The organism is Microcoleus sp. B4-C1, from assembly GCF_036705285.1.
In the GTDB taxonomy this organism is placed as follows: domain Bacteria; phylum Cyanobacteriota; class Cyanobacteriia; order Cyanobacteriales; family Microcoleaceae; genus Microcoleus.
On record NZ_JAUBUC010000234.1, the window covers coordinates 1 to 1,314 of the forward strand.

At 34.1% G+C, this 1,314-nt stretch carries 2 protein-coding genes and 1 pseudogene; 1 reads left to right on the forward strand and 2 read right to left on the reverse strand.

Annotation, left to right across the window (positions count from 1 at the left end):
• Together QUB26_RS31845 and QUB26_RS31850 are read right to left on the reverse strand one after the other, a co-directional pair.
• Positions 1–200 (reverse strand): annotated as a pseudogene (locus QUB26_RS31845) (IS630 family transposase); the annotation flags it as partial.
• Between the two features lie 38 nt (positions 201–238).
• Positions 239–397, reverse strand: a complete 159-nt coding sequence (locus tag QUB26_RS31850; protein WP_333247011.1) for a hypothetical protein — start codon at positions 395–397, stop codon at positions 239–241.
• Positions 398–498: 101 nt separating this feature from the next.
• Between QUB26_RS31850 and QUB26_RS31855 the strand changes: the two genes are divergently transcribed.
• Positions 499–1,194, forward strand: coding sequence for an ISAzo13-like element transposase-related protein (locus QUB26_RS31855; RefSeq protein WP_333293207.1), 696 nt, complete (start codon positions 499–501; stop codon positions 1,192–1,194).
• Positions 1,195–1,314: the final 120 nt, after the last annotated feature.

The following is a 1,314-nucleotide window of genomic DNA, read 5'->3' on the forward strand; positions in this document are numbered from 1 at the left end:
AATTGTTTTTTCCAATAACCAATAAAAAATTTACTTACACCTAATATTTTGCTGATTTCATGGTAGATATTACCTGAAAGCGCCATCCTTACAGCTATTGCTCGTTTTAGTTCTCTTGCATCGATATCGCTTTTAATGAAATCTTCTAATTGGGCTATTTCTTTTTCCATATCTTTTTCTTGCAGTTGTACGTTATTCATTTTTTTATGGTCACAATCAAGTATTGCATATAATTGTATCATAGTCTTGATAATGATTTAGGATTGCTATATGTATCTTCGACTTTACCCGCTCCCCATAACGGGGAAGAATCTAAGGCTGCTTTAAGTTGAGATGAGCCAAATCCACCTTTTTGTTTGGCAATTTCTACGGTGCGGTCAATTAAACGTTGATCCATTTCTTTTTTAATTAAGGAATAAAAAATAAATAACTTGATGTATTTTCGGATATAATGAAAAACAGCCCTCGATCGCAATTTTCACCAAAAGTGAGAGAAACTTGCTTTCTGATTTTTCTATTTTACCACCCTACCTTACCTTTAAATCTATGTTTTATTCTAGTTCACTTGAGTCAGAAATGAAGAAACTTTATAACTCTTTATCAGAAAAGGATAAAAGAAGGTATGCAGCGATAGAAGCCCAAAAACTGGGATGGGGTGGAATTAGCTATATAATGCAACTTTTCGGCTGCAGTCGAAATACTATTGTTCAGGGAATTAAAGATTTAGAAAAAATGGATGAAACGACTATCGATAATTTAAGAATCAGAAAAAAAGGAGGAGGAAGAAAAAGTATTTTATCTACTCAAATCGGCATTGATGAAGCCTTTTTAGAAGTCTTAAAATTTCAGACAGCGGGAGACCCCATGAATGAGTTAATTAAATGGACTAATTTGACGCATAAAGAAATAGCTTTGGGACTGAGCTCTGCCGGATTTGTTGTCAGTCTTCCTCTAACAAGTAAACTCTTAAAAAAGCATGGATATGTCAAGCGAAAAGCACAAAAAAAGCAAACGATAGGAACTAATAAAAATCGTAATTCTCAATTTGAAAATATTGCTAGGCTCGACACACAGTATAGAGAAGCAGGTAATCCCATTATTAGTTTTGATACCAAAAAGAAAGAAGTTTTAGGGAATTTGTATCGTCCCGGTACTCTTTATACAACCGAACCTGTCATTACTGTCTTACCATGATTTTTGGAGTTTAGGCTGTGGGAAAGTGATTCCACATGGATTTTACGTATCCGCTCAATAAGTAGGGGTAGCAGAGAAAAAAAGTAAGCAGAGTAAAAAAAGTGTTATAAAATAGGACAC